Source organism: Vibrio tapetis subsp. tapetis, from assembly GCF_900233005.1.
GTDB classification, from domain to species: domain Bacteria; phylum Pseudomonadota; class Gammaproteobacteria; order Enterobacterales; family Vibrionaceae; genus Vibrio; species Vibrio tapetis.
Window position 1 is genome coordinate 1,872,184 of the sequence record NZ_LT960611.1, and the last position, 17,131, is coordinate 1,889,314.

At 44.5% G+C, this 17,131-nt stretch carries 16 protein-coding genes; 2 read left to right on the plus strand and 14 right to left on the minus strand.

Going from position 1 to position 17,131, the window contains the following annotated elements; genetic code table 11:
- Nucleotides 1-10: 10 nt before the first annotated feature.
- The 8 genes from VTAP4600_RS08315 to hflX form a co-directional block, all read right to left on the minus strand.
- Nucleotides 11-1,159 carry an iron-containing alcohol dehydrogenase gene (locus VTAP4600_RS08315; protein ID WP_102522372.1) on the minus strand — a complete coding sequence of 383 codons (1,149 nt, stop codon included), beginning with the start codon at nucleotides 1,157-1,159 and terminating at the stop codon, nucleotides 11-13.
- A 49-nt stretch (nucleotides 1,160-1,208) separates the two neighbouring features.
- On the minus strand, nucleotides 1,209-1,862 hold the full coding sequence (locus VTAP4600_RS08320; protein WP_102522373.1) for an L-fuculose-phosphate aldolase: 654 nt from the start codon (nucleotides 1,860-1,862) through the stop codon (nucleotides 1,209-1,211).
- An 11-nt stretch (nucleotides 1,863-1,873) separates the two neighbouring features.
- On the minus strand, nucleotides 1,874-2,308 hold the full coding sequence (gene fucU, locus VTAP4600_RS08325; protein ID WP_102522374.1) for an L-fucose mutarotase: 435 nt from the start codon (nucleotides 2,306-2,308) through the stop codon (nucleotides 1,874-1,876).
- On the minus strand, nucleotides 2,301-3,749 hold the full coding sequence (gene fucK / locus VTAP4600_RS08330) for an L-fuculokinase (protein ID WP_102522375.1): 1,449 nt from the start codon (nucleotides 3,747-3,749) through the stop codon (nucleotides 2,301-2,303). Before fucK ends, fucU begins: the two co-directional genes overlap by 8 nt.
- A 54-nt stretch (nucleotides 3,750-3,803) precedes the next feature.
- A complete protein-coding gene (locus VTAP4600_RS08335) occupies nucleotides 3,804-5,552 on the minus strand; it encodes an L-fucose isomerase (RefSeq protein WP_102522376.1) in 1,749 nt (582 codons plus the stop codon).
- Nucleotides 5,553-5,614: 62 nt separating this feature from the next.
- A complete protein-coding gene (gene fucP / locus VTAP4600_RS08340) occupies nucleotides 5,615-6,916 on the minus strand; it encodes an L-fucose:H+ symporter permease (RefSeq protein WP_102522377.1) in 1,302 nt (433 codons plus the stop codon).
- A 54-nt stretch (nucleotides 6,917-6,970) separates the two neighbouring features.
- Nucleotides 6,971-7,657 carry a DeoR/GlpR family DNA-binding transcription regulator gene (locus VTAP4600_RS08345; protein WP_102522378.1) on the minus strand — a complete coding sequence of 229 codons (687 nt, stop codon included), beginning with the start codon at nucleotides 7,655-7,657 and terminating at the stop codon, nucleotides 6,971-6,973.
- A gap of 643 nt (nucleotides 7,658-8,300) precedes the next feature.
- A complete protein-coding gene (hflX, locus tag VTAP4600_RS08350) occupies nucleotides 8,301-9,638 on the minus strand; it encodes a GTPase HflX (RefSeq protein WP_102522379.1) in 1,338 nt (445 codons plus the stop codon).
- 214 nt (nucleotides 9,639-9,852) lie between these two features.
- Between hflX and VTAP4600_RS08355 the strand changes: the two genes are divergently transcribed.
- The gene (locus VTAP4600_RS08355; protein ID WP_102522380.1) at nucleotides 9,853-10,413 is read left to right on the plus strand and encodes a DUF2301 domain-containing membrane protein; all 561 of its coding nucleotides are present in this window, start codon (nucleotides 9,853-9,855) and stop codon (nucleotides 10,411-10,413) included.
- A gap of 55 nt (nucleotides 10,414-10,468) precedes the next feature.
- Nucleotides 10,469-10,888, plus strand: a complete 420-nt coding sequence (locus VTAP4600_RS08360) for a PPC domain-containing DNA-binding protein (RefSeq protein WP_102522381.1) — start codon at nucleotides 10,469-10,471, stop codon at nucleotides 10,886-10,888.
- A gap of 106 nt (nucleotides 10,889-10,994) precedes the next feature.
- Here the strand turns inward: VTAP4600_RS08360 and ltrA are convergent, their stop codons facing one another.
- From ltrA to VTAP4600_RS08390, 6 genes are all read right to left on the minus strand, one after another.
- Complete coding sequence (gene ltrA, locus VTAP4600_RS08365; RefSeq protein WP_102522382.1) at nucleotides 10,995-12,209, minus strand: group II intron reverse transcriptase/maturase; 1,215 nt, start codon at nucleotides 12,207-12,209, stop codon at nucleotides 10,995-10,997.
- Between the two features lie 798 nt (nucleotides 12,210-13,007).
- A complete protein-coding gene (locus VTAP4600_RS08370) occupies nucleotides 13,008-14,207 on the minus strand; it encodes a tetratricopeptide repeat protein (RefSeq protein ID WP_102522383.1) in 1,200 nt (399 codons plus the stop codon).
- Nucleotides 14,204-14,821: an energy transducer TonB gene (locus VTAP4600_RS08375; RefSeq protein WP_102522384.1), complete on the minus strand. Its 618-nt coding sequence runs from the start codon at nucleotides 14,819-14,821 to the stop codon at nucleotides 14,204-14,206. Before VTAP4600_RS08375 ends, VTAP4600_RS08370 begins: the two co-directional genes overlap by 4 nt.
- The gene (locus VTAP4600_RS08380) at nucleotides 14,821-15,225 is read right to left on the minus strand and encodes an ExbD/TolR family protein (RefSeq protein ID WP_102522385.1); all 405 of its coding nucleotides are present in this window, start codon (nucleotides 15,223-15,225) and stop codon (nucleotides 14,821-14,823) included. Before VTAP4600_RS08380 ends, VTAP4600_RS08375 begins: the two co-directional genes overlap by 1 nt.
- Nucleotides 15,225-15,779 (minus strand): MotA/TolQ/ExbB proton channel family protein, encoded by a 555-nt coding sequence (locus tag VTAP4600_RS08385; protein WP_102522386.1) that lies wholly within the window; start codon nucleotides 15,777-15,779, stop codon nucleotides 15,225-15,227. The genes VTAP4600_RS08380 and VTAP4600_RS08385 overlap by 1 nt, the downstream gene beginning before the upstream one ends.
- Nucleotides 15,779-17,131 carry a MotA/TolQ/ExbB proton channel family protein gene (locus VTAP4600_RS08390; RefSeq protein WP_102522387.1) on the minus strand — a complete coding sequence of 451 codons (1,353 nt, stop codon included), beginning with the start codon at nucleotides 17,129-17,131 and terminating at the stop codon, nucleotides 15,779-15,781. The genes VTAP4600_RS08385 and VTAP4600_RS08390 overlap by 1 nt, the downstream gene beginning before the upstream one ends.

Here is a 17,131-nt window from a genome sequence, read left to right on the forward strand (position 1 = left end):
ATTGTCCGATCTACAATGCTAATTTATATAGATTAAATACTTCTTCTGCGGCCAACTCTCTAGGGTTTCCCCCCATACACACATCATCCATTGCTTTTTGAACCCAAGTATCTATATCCGAATGCTGAATACCAAGACTAGCGAGTCCAGAGGGGATCCCTACCTTTTGAGACAACTGACGAATCAGTTTAATAGCCAGTGACGCTGCATCACTATCGTTAAGCTGACTAATATCTCCTCCCATTGCTTCTGCAACTGTTCTAAATGCTTCCGGTCCGGTTTGAGCATTAAACTCACTAACAATCGGCAGCAAAATAGCATTGCACACACCATGGGCTAAATTATGCGTCGCTGATGGTTGATGTGATAATGCGTGAACCGCTCCTAAGCCAGCCGAGTTGAACGACATTCCAGCCAGAAACTGTGCGTCCGCTAGTGCAGCACGCGCTTCTAAATTACTTCCATCTTTAACGGCAACCGGTAACCATTTAGCGATCAATTTGACAGCTTCCAACGCAGTAGGAAGCGTTAAACGGTGTGCTCCAGGGGTTACAATAGATTCAATAGCATGAGTTAGAGCATCCATCCCCGTTGCAGCAGTAACGGAAGCGGGCAGCCCGATCATTAACGATGGATCATTAACGCTAACGCTGGGTATTTGCTTCGCATCAACCAACACCATCTTGACCTGATTCACTTCGTCCGTGATGACAGAATTTGACGTCATTTCAGCTGCGGTACCCGCAGTGGTATTGATTGCAATGAAGAACGCCCCCTCATTTTTGACAAGACCGACGCCATTATATTCCGTGATATCCCCCTCATTTGAGGCAACAATACGAATCGCTTTCGCACAATCAATGGGGCTCCCGCCACCCACCGCAATAAAACAGTCACAGTTATTCTGTTTGTAGAATTCCAAACCGTCATTCACAAGTGTGACCGTCGGATTAGGAGTGACGGCATCGAAAGTCACATAATCGAAGCCTTTCTCATCTAGCGAGACATACAAGCTGTCTAAGATCCCAAGCTCAATCAAATTCTTGTCGGTGACAATCATTGCTTTTTTTACTGGCTGAGCGTCTAAAACTGCAACAGACTCTGCGACAGCACCCACGCCAGATAAAGACAGCTTCGGTAAATTTAATGCAAACACCATAATCATTCCTTTTAAAGAGAGCCCAACCGTATTGGGCTCGAAGTATTAATTACTTTTCTACTCGCAAACCATAAGTCTTGAACTTATCCAATACATGGTGCATTTCTTGTGTCGGTAGAACGGGCACATTCGGTTCAATCGCGGCGCATTTTAAATATAGTTCTGCTAATACTTCTGTTTCATGCGCTAACCAAAGAGCTTTCTTGAGATTTTCCCCAACGGTAATCATTCCATGGTGTTGAAGAAGAATTGCCCTACTTTGGCGGATCCCATTATCTACATAACCAGCCAACTCAGGAGAGCCAAAGGTAGCATAAGGTACACAAGGTATTTCTGTCGTGCCCGATGCTGCAACCATATAGTGGATTGCCTGGATTGGGCGATTGAGGATAGAAACTGCCGTGCTGTTAACGGCGTGATTGTGCACAACTGCATGGCAATCTTCCCTAGCGTTATAACAAACCATGTGGAAGGCCCATTCGCTAGATGGAATTTTTCCTTCTTCAAATTCTCCTTCACCACTCACAAACACAATATGGTTTGGCGTCAATTTGGCGTATTCGATGCCCGTTGGAGTAATAAGCATACCACCTTCATAACGAGCCGAAATATTGCCTGCTGTGCCTTGGTTCAGGCCAAGTCTATTCATTTCTAAACAGGTTTCGATAATTTCTTGTGCTAGTTCGTATCTTGTTTTTGTCATTGTTTTATTCCTTAAGCTGGCGTAACGCCCTTCTTTAAAATTATGTTTCCGTATTTAGCCGTTTCACCTGTAACGACAACAGCAAAGCACTTTTCAGCTCGAGTATAAAAGTCAAAACGTTCTAATCGCTCTAATGCTGGCTTATCCTCTGCTGTCTTAACGATGGCGGCCATATATTTTTCTTCAACTGCTGGGTCTAATTCATCACCCTCTACCGCTCTCATCATTGCCAGTGGGTATTGGCTGTATGAATCCAATTCAAATAGTGGCAGCGTGCCTTCCAATAACGTGTCGATATCGATACCGTCAGCTCTTATTACAACGTTTGAGCCAAAGGTCTCCGCGGGAAAGTGAGCATCAGCAAATAAGATTTCATCACCATGGCCCATTCTGCTGAGCACTGAGAGAAGCTCTGGACTTATTGCTGGGTGGATACCTTTAAGCATGATGTGTCTCCTGAAGTAACTGTGAGTATCGAGTGCTATCCTCTTTCGGCTCAACGATTTGATAAGATGGTTTCATAGCTTCTTGCGCTTGATTAACATCACCAAATACCCCGGCACCTGCGAGTGCAAACATAGCCGCACCTGTGACGGTAGCTTCGGGTTGATCAACAACCTGAATCGGAATTCCTACCACATCGGCCCTAATTTGATTCCAAAGCTTGTTTTTCGAGCCGCCACCGACCACCATCAAACGTTCGGTCCTTAATTGGCAAGTGTTGGAAAGCGAGTCCAAACTATTTTTCAGTTTAATTGCTAGCCCTTCTAACGCCGCTCGATAGATTTCCCCTCGCGTCGTGTTAATTGACAGGCCGCAAATACAGCCATTGCCTTTATTACTGGCATCAAGCAAAAAGCTAGGGTCAAACTTAACGCCATTTGATCCCACTGGTGCCATTTCGCCTTCGGCAACCATTACTGCGTATTTGTTATTGCTTTCTGCTACATCAGAGAAATAGGTATTCGCCACCCACTCCATCACTGCGCTTGAAAGCCACTGAATCGCTGGATTAAATAGGCCATTTTTGGCGTCAAGCTCTGTCGTCATACCTTGTGCTAGGTACGATGGATGTAGATCTGGTCGTTGAGAGCGAGCCATCAGGATTTCCCAAGTACCCGAACTCAAAAAGGATTGATTTTCTTTCGCACCAGAACCAAACAGCGCGAACTGAGTGTCATGACCCGCTGAAATCACAGGGACTTCTTTAGGGATACCCAGTAGGAAAGCGATGTCATCTTTTAGACAGCCGATGGACTCACCCGCTTCGACCATTGAAGGAAAGTGTGATTTCGTTAGTTCTAGGTAATTCAATATCCCTGCATTCCAATCACCGCTATCTAAATCCGTCATCATTGACGTGCCAGCCATGGTTCGGTCTGTAGTGAACTTTCCAGTCAATTTTTGATTGAGCATCGAAGAGATGAATACCCATTTGTCCGTATTCTTATAGACTTCGGGTTCATTATCTTTCAGCCATTTCAACTTAAACAATGTGTTGAAAGAATAATCACCAACGCCATTGGCTAAGTACAATTCGTCACGATCAATATCTTGCGACACCTGCTCCATAACGGCCGAGGTGCGAGAACACTTCCACGAGATAATTGGGTAGATTTGTCTCCCATCCTTGTCGAATGGTGCGCCATCTACGCCAAACGTTGTCACTGACACAGCGACAATATCAGCCGGATTAATTTGAGCGGTTACCTGTTTGGAGCATTCAACCAGCTTTTTCCAAATTTGCTGAAAGTCCCAAACATGCTGCGTGCCATTTTGTAATGTTTCATTGGCTATATAATGTGAAGCAACAATCTCACCGTTTTGGTTAATCGCGATTGAGCGGACGTTGGTTGCTCCACAATCAAGAATAATAGCTATTGACATAACTCACCCCTTAAAAGAGCCTGCCAAAGCGACAGGCCAAAATGTTAATCTGCTTTACTTATAGATGGGACCGAAATTCTGACAGGCTCGGTAGTCTTGTCCTTCCACATCTTGTCCAAAGGCTGACCATGTATGAGGGCGGAATACATCTTTGCTATCAACGTTGTGCATTGAAACAGGGATCCGTAGCATGGAAGCCAGAGCAATCAAATCTGCACCAACGTGGCCAGAAGTAATAACGCAGTGGTTAGCGCCCCAATTGGCCATCACATCGTAAACAGACTTAAATGTCCCTTCTCCCGTCAAACGAGGAACAAACCAGGTAGTAGGCCATGTCGCGTTCGTGCGCTCATTTAAGATAGTGTGAACATCTTCTGGTAATTCAATTGAATGCCCTTCTGCAATTTGAAGAACTGGACCGATACCAGCAATGATATTGACTCGGTGCATAGTGAAAGGCATACCGCCTTCAGTTAGGAACTGCGATGAGAAACCGCCCCCACGGAAATATTCTTCGATAGCAGGGCACCATTTAGTAGCATTCAATGACGCTTCAACATCTTCCTGAGTAAGCTCCCAGTGCGGTTTCATTACCGGTTTGCCCTCAGCAGACTTCGCTTTACCGGCACCATCTAGTGCCGCTGAACCAGAATTAACCAAATGCAAAAATCCTGACTCAGGGCGTGTACCCGTAACGCGCTCAACCGCATCTTCAGACCAATAAGTACGGACATCGTGGAATACTTGCGCTTCACCAGTCAGAAGCTTACCAAACATCATGTTCACGCCATTTAACGCATCGTTTTCCGTTGCAACACAAATTGGCTCACGAATACCATTCCAGTCGAAAGAAGAGTTTAAGATAGCCTCAGAGAAGTCACCATTTGGCAGGTGATCTGTCCAGTGACGCTGCCCTTGGAAACCCGATAGAATCGCATTGTGCCCTAACGACTCTTCGCCAAATCCTTGCTCAGCTAATTTCGGATTACCTTGCATAAGATCACGCATGATCATCGTCATCTTGATGACCGTATCCCAATCTTCTACTTTACGTTCTTCGCTATACGGAGTGCCGTTGTAATCTTTACCTTCCTTACACCATTCTTTCACCCAAGAACGCGCAAGTTCAAACTCTTCTTTATCATACACACCGCGATCTAAACGACGCTTAATCTCTGTCATATCAACGTATTCGTTGCGCATGCCCAAATATTTTTGGAAAAATTCTGGATTAACCACAGAACCTGCAATACCCATTGAAACCGAGCCCATAGAGAGGTAAGACTTGCCTCTCATCGTTGCAACGGCTAAGCCTGCACGGCAGAAACGAAGAATCTTATCTTGAACATCCGTTGGAATGGATTCATCACCTGCATCCTGAACTTCTTTACCATAGATAGAGAAAGCCGGCAGACCAACTTGAGAGTGCCCTGCCATGGCCGCAGCTAGGTAAACCGCGCCAGGACGTTCTGTACCGTTAAAGCCCCAAATAGCTTTTGGTGTATGCGGGTCCATATCGATAGTTTCTGTTCCGTAACACCAGCAAGGAGTAACCGTCAGTACAAGGCCCACGTTTTCGCGTTTAAATTTGTCTGCCGTTGCAGCGGATTCCGCGACGCCACCAATACATGAATCGGCGATGACACATTCGACCTTCTCACCACTTGAATGACGAATATTCTCTTCAATAAAACGAGCTGCCCGTTGCGCCATGCCCATAGTTTGGTCTTCTAGAGACTCTCGCACGCCCATTTGACGCCCATCAATGGTGGGACGGATACCGATTTTGACTAGATTTGACATGATTTTATTCCTTTTTACTGTATTTTGTTCAGGGGTAATACTCATGCCCCTGACAGAAGTTCTTATTTCACTTGGTAGCCTTTCGCACCGTAGTAAACGAGATAAACGAAGCCAATGAATGGGATGACAAATGCAGCACCAATACCTGCGGCATCGGAAATTTGCCCCATGATTGCCGTTAGTAACGCGCCACCCAAGATAGCCATAATGAGGAAACTGCCACCAAATTTTGAGTCAGCGCCTAAATCACGAAGTGATAATCCAAAAATAGTCGGGAACATCAATGACATACATGCAGATATACCAACTAGAGCATAAGCACCCGTCACTCCACCGACTAACATGACGACGCCGACTAAGATGGCTGCAGCGGCAGCCAGCATTGCTAAGAGTTTTTGTGGTTCAATGTGCTTCATTAGTGCAACACACACCCAACGCATAGCCGAGAACACCACAATTGAAGTCAATAAATATGTAGAAGCTTCAGCTTCAGTTCCACCGACCTCTTGCATGACATAACGGATAGTCCAAGACCAACAACCAATTTGTGCCCCCACATAGAAAAACTGAGCTAACACACCTTTGGTAAAGTGGCTGCGTTTAACAATGCGATGGAATGCTTGACCAAATGTTGCTTCATCACCTGTAGCCACGTCTTTTGCTACTGGCATTTTAGTTTTAAGGATCAAAACCCAAATCAATGCGATAACGGCGGCTACACCAAGGTAAGGCATCATTACGGCGTACAGTTCCTCCGATTGAATTTTCCCTAGTTCATCGGCTGCCATTGCCGCACGCTCAGTATCGGTTGCAGGGTTCAATTGAGTTAGGATGTAAAACTTGCCAATTAATACACCGGTAATAGAACCAATCGGATTACAAGCTTGAGCAATATTCAGACGACGCGTTGCTGTTTCTTCCGGTCCCATGGCTAAAATGTACGGGTTAGCACTGGTCTCTAAAATTGACAGGCCTCCCGCTAACACGAACAGTGCCATCAGGAACGGCATATATTCCATTGCTTGCGCTGCCGGGTAAAAAAGGAGAGCACCTGTAGCAAACAACCCTAGGCCTAATAGCACCCCAGCTTTGTAGCTGTAACGCTGAATAAAAAGAGCGGCGGGCAGAGCCAAACAAAAATAAGCTCCATAAAAAGCTGTTTGAACTAAGCCAGATTGCATATCTGTTAACGTAAATACTTTTCGAAACTGTGCGATAAGCACATCCGTCATATTATTAGCTAAACCCCACATGGCAAAACATGAACAAAGTAGCCAAAATGCAAATTTAATTTCCTTGGGTATTACTTCAGCCTCTTTTCCATTACTGGATTTAGGCATAGGTATATCTAAAGCATCAGACATAATATTTCCTTATCTATAATTATTTACACGTAATTTATTTGGTTATTTATATTTTTAGGCATCAGTGATAGTGATATCAATTGAATCACTACCACATATCTTAAGAAAACTTCTCTTTTTATATTTAGATTTATCCGCAATTAAAATCACTTTATCGGATATATCTATTAGAGTTTGTTTTATTTGGTAATTGTATTCATTTGAATCCCATACCCCTGAATCATAATCGAAGCCTACACATGAAATGAAACTGATATCAATTGACATATTCGATAGCATATTTACAGCCAATGGCCCATAAAAACTGCTGTATTTTTCAGAGTAACTACCACCAGTACATATTATATGTACATTGTCTTTCCCCTCGAGCCCGATAACAATCTGTAAGGAGTTAGTAATTACAGTACAGTTTATGTTAGGCATCTTTCGAGCTAAACACCAACTAGATGAACTAGCATCAAGCCCTATAACCATACCCTCTTCAATATGTTCTAATGCTCTCGTGACCAGCGACTCTTTCTCATCTAAATAGTTTTTAGAACGAGCTATAAAGGATTGCCCCTCATCTATATGCTGTACACTAACAGCACCTCCATGCACTTTTTTAAGAGAACCTTCTTTATCTAATTTTTTTAGATCACGGCGTATTGTTTCAACTGACACATCAAAAGCGATCGCTATTTCTTCAACAGTTGCACTTCGTTGACTATTTACTAATTCAACAATCTGTAGGCTTCTCATATTTATAACTCATTTTTGGCCTGTTTATAAAATACCAATACCCATGAGCTAAAACCGTGATCTAAAGCACACAGCGCCCGTATTTGACCATATTTAGATTGACAGTGTGATTAATCGACCACAAATGCCCGATATTTATTAAAACGGTCACAGCCGGACCATCAATTAATATATAAGTGGTTGCATATCGGCTTTGTAATAAATAGTAACAGTTGGGAGTTTGAATCTCATAATCTGGTTTATACCATCGTAATTGAGTATCAAATGAATAATTATATGCACTAAATTTAGTTATAAGTATGATAAAGGGGGATCGGAAGTTTGGATACTACCTTTAATTCAATCAGTGGTATTATCTAGAGCTTGGCTTAATATAAGGTTAAATATAGGAAGTGAAAAATAGGGTCAAACGCTCTGACATTGATATATAAAAAAAGTATATGATGTAGTTACTGTATTTCGTTACATATTTAAAATGCAGTTCTGTTATGACTATAGATTGGAGTGGCCACGTATGCCGATGGCTTAGTTGTATAAAGCATGACAGCGCCGACTTCCCTTTTAGGCTTAAACTCTGCATAAGCAAATTTAGGCTCAAAATACCAACCAACGCGTTCATACTTCTCTAAACCAAGCCAGCAGCCTAAAGGTTCTGCATGCGCTTTTTGAGTCTTGCTAAATCAATAGCGCTAGAGCGTACCGTGAGTTTAATGTGCTCATAGTCGTACTCTTCCTTAGTTACACTCATGCTCGAACGAATTTCGCCTATGATGCCATTTGCGGTATAAGGCACAATGATTTCTTCTTCGATCATGCCTTGCTGCGCTACGTTCACTATGTATTGGTGCAGCTTTTTGATATCAAGAGGATCACGAGTAGAGGTCAGCATTGCATCAGGAAATTCGTCCAGCAATGCTTGTCGTTGTTCTTCACTCAAGCGATCTGACTTGTTCAGTACCAAGAGTTTTTCGCTGCCTTCTACGCCAACTTGCCCTAGCACCTCATGGACAACATCAAGTTGTGCACGGAATGACGGATCAGAGGCATCAACAACATACAGTAACAATGACGCATCGTGCGCTTCTGCTAACGTAGAATGAAACGAAGCAACTAAGTCGTGAGGAAGCTTTTTAATAAAGCCAACGGTATCTGAAACTAAGATTCGCGGCTGAGTAATAGGCTGCAGTGCACGAACCGTGGTATCAAGAGTGGCAAACAGTTTGTCTTCACCGACCACTTCCGTTGCCGTCATGGCACGCATCATTGAGGATTTACCCGCATTGGTATACCCAACCAAAGCAACACAAAACAGCTCTGATCTTTGTGTACGGCGATTCTTCAATTCACTCTGTACACTAACCAATTCACGCTTTAGAGCGGCTAATTGGTCACGTACATTACGGCGATCGAGCTCTAGCGCGGTTTCACCTGCACCCTGCCCCATTTGGCGTTCTTTATCACCACTTGCAGACTCACGCAATCGTGGAACTAAGTAATTGAGGCGAGCAATTTCAACTTGCAGGCGCGCCGTGCGAGTACGTGCATGGCGGCTAAATATTTCAATAATGATGCCGGTACGGTCAAAGACTTCTACGCCTAAATGACTTTCGACATTACGCAACTGAGATGGGCTTAAATCACAATCAAACACCACAACATCAGCAAGTGAAGAAGGTAAATCGTCTTCTGAAAGATCGGAAAAATCCGTTTCATCAAAAAACTCGTCGTATTCTTCCTCTTCTATAGAACCTTGATAACCCGTTAGGTGGGCGATTTCCGCCATCTTACCGACACCTAGGACATTAAGGTTTTGTGTTGAACTCTGCTTTTGAGACTGAGTTCCAACCACTTTAAACCCTAGGGTTGTCACTAAACGAGCAAGTTCAGCGAGAGACTCTTTCGCCTCATCACCTTTAAATTCCGGTGTGGTAACAGAAATAAGTAACGCGTTATTTAGGGATGCTTTTGCTGTTAGTTTCATTATTTAATATGTTTATGCACCGAAGTGCTGACCTAGTATTGAGTCTAAAGTAGTGTGATCCTACGCTGTTATCGAACAGCTTTATAGAGCAACCTAAGACTAAATACAGATAATGTCATTATTGGCACTATAAATTAGCAATCCGAGAGCAAAATATCCGAATACGAACGCCATCACTGTTAGAATAACCACACCTAACTAAATGGGATTGCTCATGGCAAACACCGAGCATCAAGAAAAGCTAGATAAACTAGACCGAATCAGCGTCTGCCTTTATCGTTCTGGGATTACTCTGTTTTCATTGGCTTTGTTATGCTACTCGCTCGTGGCATCAAATAAACTTGGCCTCAGTTCACTACCTGAATCTCTGCAATCGGCCAGTATCTTTGTCGTCTGTATTTCAAGTGCGCTGGCAGCCGCCAACTTACATGTGTATAACAAACACGTCAGAGCCGTTATTGTTTGGTCAGCGTGGCTTGGTTTACTGATCATGCTGTGTGGCATCCAAAGCAGCGTTTACTGGCTTGCTTTAGGTTTTATATTCGTTACTTTTTCAGGCATTGCCCTCAAAGAATCATTTTGCTTTAACGTCTATGGCCTCAAACTTGTGCCCATTTTACTGGCATTGAACACCTTATTTGTCATGCTTGAATATTGGCAAGGAGTGATGATTTGCTCTGCTATTGCAGGAACAATTATGCTGTACCTTTCTGTTCAAAAGTGGCGAATGCCCTTGCACTTTGATATTGGCAATAAAGCCAACTATGAAGTCTGACCAACTCGAACTTAACCAATAACCAATAACCAATGACTGACAACGGAAACAACCTATGCTAACGCCAATCGCGATAAGACTAACAAACGGCGCAGACCTTAAAGCATCGATTGCTAAGATAGTGACCGATGAAAATATCCAAGCTGGCAGTATCGCGTCTTGTGTGGGTTGTTTGTATTCAGTTAACTTGCGATTAGCTGGTGCAGAGAAAACCTTACAGCTTAATGAACCGCTAGAAATCATCTCGTTAATGGGCACGTTAACGCCTAATCATCAGCACATTCACATTTCAGTCGCTGACACGAAAGGTAGAGTTTTCGGAGGCCATTTACTGGAGGGCAGTTTGATCGATACCACAGGTGAGCTGGTCATCCATCACTACCCTACGCTAGCGTTCTCGCGCGAATTCGATGATGCAACTGGCTATACAGAATTGGTGATTGCCGATAAAAGCGCTTCTAAGCTCAATACCTAATTCTGGGATAGAGCCAAAGAACAAGAGGTTCAAAATCATCGAGTAGGGTGAGGCGTCTCCGCCTCATCCCTCTCACAGAACCGTACGTACGGACCTCGTATACGGTTCATGCACATTTCCATTCAGCATAATGGCTGAACACATATCCTGTCCTAACGTGTTCAAGATTCACTAATCCAAGGTCCCTAAACCATTGATTTGGCATCGAGTAACTGGCTAATGGACTCGCAGCATTTCTCCAACTATCCATACAGATATACCTGAATGACCCTTCGTAACCTAGCTGTCTTAGCCTGCGGTGGAGTCGGGTCGGTTTTTTCCATAATCGTAATTGGACGCTGCGAAGTCTTCGCCTTAACCACGCGGCCAGTTGTTTAATGACTTCTAACAATGGCTTACCGCCATTGCGTCTTGTCACTCGCTTCAACTTTCCTTTGAACGTCGACATTTTCTTTGGCTGAATACGGCTATAATGGCTACCGATTTCTATTCCAAGGAATTTCACACCTTCGCCGCTGTGCGCTATGTGTGATTTGGTTTCGTTCACCGTTAACTTGAGCTGTTTTTCCAGGACCTTCGTTGCCTGTACTTGCGCATTTTCTGCACCTTTACGGCTGCGACAGAAGATCAGTATGTCGTCGGCATAACGGACTATTCGATGTCCTCGCTTTCGCATCTCTTGATCAAACGCATCCAGATAGATGTTCGCTATCAGTGGGCTTATTACTCCACCTTGCGGACTACCTATCTCGGTATGCTGCCACTCTCCATCAACCATTACGCCACTTTTCAGGAACTGTTTGATGAGCTCCAGTACGCTACTGTCTGTGACTCGTTTCTTAATGCTTTTTAGAATAAGCTCATGATCGAGCTTATCGAAGCACTTCGATAAGTCCATATCTACGACGTGTTGCATTCCGTATCGACGGATGAACATCGTCGCTTTGTTTATAGCATCGTGACAACTTCGATTCGGTCTATACCCAAAGCTGGATGGGTGAAACTGCTCTTCGAAGATTGGGGTTAATAGATCATTTAGAGCTTGTTGGACAACTCTATCCCGTACTGTTGGGATCCCAAGTAATCGCACCCCACCATCATCTTTCGGTATTTCTACCCGTCTGACGGGTTGAGGGGTGTATCGCTTGGTTTTGAGTTCCAGAAGAAGTTGATCTAGGTTATCACTCAGATTTTGGGCGTAGTCGCTTAGGCTCTGCCTATCTATTCCGGCCGCGCCTTTCGCTTTCCACACTTTTTTAAATCCTTTATAGAGTCGCTCTTTGTGGAGCAAGTGACCATATAAACTGTAGTAAACTCTCAACTTTTTCCTTTAGATTGTGTGCCGTGTGGGGACAAATGCTCTCTCACAGTGTTGGTGTATTTCACTCCACTCTCTAGCCTTCTAGCTCAATGGCAATTTACTAGAGTGAGTCAGAGTTACTCCCTTGTACGGTTTCTCGCTTCAGTGCTTTGCTTTCACAAAGACCGAGACGGAATACCTCGATAGCTAATCAACTTGTATACCACTGAAAAAAAAACATCTGCTCATCACAGACTTAAAATGTACTTCATCCCTTCGCAACACCAGATTGCTTTTGGCAAAATGTTGTCCCATCAGACGTGTTACTGATGGTCAGCTCAGTTTTATCCTCCACACCATTACTGGGCTTCACCGGCCGAGCTTTACTCACTACTACGGATTCATCTGCCACCTCGCACCAACATAGATCTTGGCTCTCGCCTTGAGTTTATGCTTCCGACGTTTGCTCGGATGTGATGTCAGGCTTCCCCAGTTACTGCACTGGCTCCCTGTTAACAATGCCACCCTCAAGCACAATCTAGGTCTGATTGAGTATCGGGCTTCACGCTATTTTGCACGCTTACCCACCTAAATTGCCGAATCAGGTTCACTTTCGTTGTGTACTGTTAACTTCCTATCGCTTCCTTCAAACCCTGCCGTTGGCCAGCAACGCCCTTGCGATTCGGATTATCTTCCCCTCAATCAGGGTGATTTAGGCTTCTTTCAGCCTAATGGGTTTGCCAGCTTCGCTGGGCAAACAAAAAACGCCCGTAATTCACATTACGAGCGTTTTTCGTTAATGTCATTTAAGCGGAAACTCTATCTCGCGGTTAGGTGGCCGATACCCTGATCGGTATCTTCCATTGTGCGTAGTTGAGACAAGTACTGAATCCAGCCTTTGCTTTCATTACTGGCTTTAAGTGCATGAGCGCGCTTTGCATGAATGAGAGCTTGTTCCACTTCTTCTAGCTTGTAGTAGGCTCTTACTCTTGCCAATTCAACCGGGTGTTTTTTCCCTGAGACTTTTTCCAGCTCAACCAGCGCTTGTCGGTACTGGCCTTCTTGCAATAACAATTGTGCCAAAGACCAACGGTATTTGTTGTTCGATTTCGCCGCCAACGCCCAATATTGTGTCGCTGTTTGCCACTCTTTCGCTATTTGCCAATAATTGGCTTGGTCTGCGAGTAACTTAGCGTCTGTTTTAGCAGAATCTACTTGCGCTAAAACTAATGCCGCTTGCTCCGGAACACCTTGTTGAGCAAAAAGCTGCGCCATGGTTCGTAAGTCTTGATCAGGTAGCTTTATCCCTTGTCTTTTCGCTAATGAAAGGGTTGCTAGCGACTGCTTATATTGTTTTAACTGAAGCTGAATGCCTGCTGTTTGTTGCCACCACGCCAGTTTATTTGGCTGTAAAGTAATGAGCCTTTGCAACGTCGGCAACGCCGATTTCCACTGCTTAAGTTGCATCTGAGCGCCAAGCTTAATCGTCAGGGGTTGTACGTCATCTTGCTTTTGCACACGTTCATAAGACTTCATCGCCGTAAGCACTTTGCTCCATTGTTCTAGACTATAATGAGCCTGCACAATTCGAAGCCATAGCTGTAATTCTGGTTCTGATTCTGGTCGTGTTTTTACAAGCTGATAATAGTGCGGTAAGGCTTGTTTGAACGACTCGGTAGATAACAAAATATCGGCCAACATTTTTTGCGTGACCCAAGCTTGCGAGTCTTGCAGTTTTCCGCTTTCAACCGCAGCCTTGAGTTGCTTAACCGCTTGGTTGGTCTCACCATTTTGCCAGTAAAATACACCAAGCATGCGTTGTACAAATGCTTTATCGTACTCTTTAGTAGGCTCAAGCTGTGCCAAAATATCAATGGCTTGCTGAATTTTGTCCTCTTGCTGAAGCTCGTGAGCTTGCTGGACTTTATTCGCATTATAGCGAGTTAGTTGCTGTGCCATACTCACGCTAGAAAACGACACACAGCCCGCAATTAGTACGGCAAATATACTCTTCATCATTGGCTTATTTTGAACTCCAATTTCACGGTTTGTCCAATTTGAGCGATCGCTCGACCATCCACGACTTTCGGTTGATATTTCCATTTTTTCAGAGCGCGCTTCGCCTCTCTTTCAAACAGACGTCTTGGCTTTGCTTCTACTACCGTAATATCGGTTGGCCTGCCTGTTTTATCAATGGTAAATGACATCAACACATACCCTTCGGCACCCTTCTTCAACGCTCTTGCTGGGTAGCGAGGCTCAACACGATACAAAGGCATCGCTTGTTGATTTGAGCCAAAATCTGAGAACTGAGGCAAATTAATAGCAAGCCCTTGGTTCACTCCTTGCAAAGACAAATCCGGCATCGCAGGCATCGGTGGCGTCGCCGTTTGTGCGACGTTGGTTTTTAGCGTGGTTGCCGCTGGAGGCTGCGGAGTCTTCGGTTTTTCAGGAACACTTCGTTGCCTTCTTTGCGCTTCACGCTCTTCTTCTACCATCACGACATCAAATGCAAGGGGAGACTCGTTATCTGCCGCTCGCTGATGACCGTTATCAACCATCCATGCCATGAAGGTAAACAAACTCAATGCAATTGCCGCAGCGAAAGGCAGCGCGATGAATAGTCGCAGCATTAGCCTTTCTCCGCCGCCAACGCGATGCGTTTCACACCAGCGCCTTTAGCCCCATCCATCACTTTAACGACCGTGCCGTTATAAGCATGCTCATCGGCTTGAATAACCAAAGAAGCATCGGGTTGCTCTAATAGTAAGTGCTCTAGCGTTGCCTGTACTCGCTCAACATCAACGACTCGTTTATCAATGTAAATTTCATTGCTAGAAGTGATGGCAATAAAAATACCGGCGTCTTTTTGGCTAACAACATTACTCGCTTGAGGTCGGTTAACTTCAACACCTGACTCGCGTACAAACGAACTGGTTACAATGAAAAAGATCAACATGATAAAAACGATATCCAGCATCGAAGTCATGTCAATTTGTGCTTCTTCTTTAGCAGAAGATGGGCGATTTAGTCTCATCATCGGCTCCTTAACTGTTTTTCTAATTTAATTTCACGCCATTTACAGGCTTTTGATAACCGAGCGTGAGCAAACATTCCCGCAAGTGCTGCCACCATGCCGGCCATGGTCGGCAAGGTCGCAAGGGATATACCAGCAGCCATTAAGCGAGGCTGGCTGCTACCCAAGGTCGCCATTACATCAAATACTGAAATCATGCCTGTCACTGTGCCAAGTAACCCCAACATTGGGCAAATGGCTACCAGCACTTTGATCAAATTTAAGTTTTGGTTTAGGGCGATATGAGCTTCACTTAACCAACCCTTACGAATAGACATCGCGTACCAAGAGCTTTTATCGTCACGTACGTTCCAAGACGTAATCCATGTCGATTTTTGTTTTGGAAAGCTCACCGTCAAAAACAACACTCGCTCGACGATTAACAACCAGCACACGCCAACCACACCTGATAGCCACCACAAGATTGGCCCACCTTGATCCATAAAATGGCTTAGGGAGTCCAACCATGTGGCTACCAGCTCTGATGAGGTCAAGTTTGACAACATCCAATCCATTACGCGGCCTTTTCAACTTGGTCAGCTTTTCCAAGAACGTCTGCTTTTTCGGCTTGCTCGGCCACTAAGCTAATGCTCTGCTTCTCGAGGATGTTACGAATATTCTCGGCTTGAGTGCTCAAGATATTATGAGCTAATAGCATTGGCATGGCTGAAACCAAACCTAATACGGTGGTTACCAACGCCATCGAAATACCGCCGGCCATGACTTTCGGGTCACCATTACCAAACTGAGTGATCACTTGGAAGGTTTCAATCATACCCGTCACGGTTCCTAACAGACCCAGCATAGGGGCTAATGCGGCCAATAGTTTCAGCATCGACAGGCCTTTTTCTAAGCCTTGCTGCTCATCGACAATGGTTTCAAGTAAACGAAGCTCTAGCGCTTCTACGCTGCGCTTCTGCTCTTGATCGTATACCGCTAACACGCGGCCCAATGGGTTATTTTTTGGCGTAGACGGTGATTTAAGCTGTGAGCGAATTTGCTGACGAACATACAATAGAACCGCACCACGATAGAGAGCAATCACAATACCTAATGCCAATAAGCCAAGGATGATTTTACCTACCACGCCGCCGTGTTCTAAACGGTCTTTTAATTCTGGAGCATTGGCAACTTGTTCCAACATGATGCCACGAGAAGGGTCAAGTACTATGGCTCCCGTATTGTCACCGACTAAAGTAGCCGCTGTAGGGCCGTTGTTCGGTTGCTTAAGATAAGGTTTTGCTACGCCTCGCGCACCGTCCCAATTAATGTAGCCCGTTGAATCAACAAGACCCAAACTGCCTAAACGGTAAGCTTGTTCGCTAGAGGTATACCCTTCACCGTTAACGTATGTCACATCGACTTGAGTTAACTCTTTGCTCGCGCTGACTTGCTCTTCAATCGCACGCCATAAACCGGTTAGCTGATCTAACGACGGAAGCGCTTTAGCAGCCACGATGTCATCAATTAGCGGGGTATATTGTTGGCGGTCAATGGCCGTTACTGAATGACCAAGTTCTACCGAAAGCTCTTTGGCACTTTGGCGAACAACGCCAAACAACTCACCTAAGCTGCCTGTTTCCAATCTCAGCTTTTGCTCAAGTTCAGCAAGAGTCTGTTCATTCTGAGAAAATTGTTCACTCAGCTGATTGGTTTCCGTTTGCAGGTTTTCACGTAATGTCAGTAACTTTTGACGCTGCTCGTTAAACTGCGCTTCAGTCAGAGAGAAACCCGCTTCACGTTGCTTGTTATGGGTTTTCTGCTCTTTATGCGCTTGTTGCGTTTTTTGCAATAAGTCATTACTTGCGAAACCATTAAATGAGAAAGCCAGTAAACACAATGAGATGGTAAATTTAGAAAGAGTCAT